Here is a 270-nt window from a genome sequence, read left to right on the forward strand (position 1 = left end):
CGCCCGCCGCGCCCAACCGGCTGCCGACGAAACCCCGCGCCACCGGCTCGGGCGCATGCCGGATCAACAACGCCGCCTGCCACAGGCGCGCCAGGTCGCAGGCAATGCGGCGGGCCTGGAACTCGGCCTGGCCCGAATCGGCCAGCAGCGCGCGCCACCGCGCCAGGGCCGCATCGAATTTCGGGTAGCGGCCGGCGGCGGGCGCGAATTCGCCCTCCAGCGCCGGCAGCGCCTCGGGTTCGCGTTGCAGCGCGCGCTGCACGTCTAGCG

1 pseudogene is annotated in these 270 nt (G+C 75.9%); it reads right to left on the reverse strand.

The window, feature by feature from the left end:
• Positions 1–270: pseudogene (locus SB816_RS31865) on the reverse strand (acyl-CoA dehydrogenase); the annotation flags it as partial.

It is taken from the genome of Achromobacter sp. SIMBA_011 (assembly GCF_046535435.1).
Taxonomy (GTDB): Bacteria; Pseudomonadota; Gammaproteobacteria; order Burkholderiales; family Burkholderiaceae_B; genus Achromobacter; species Achromobacter dolens.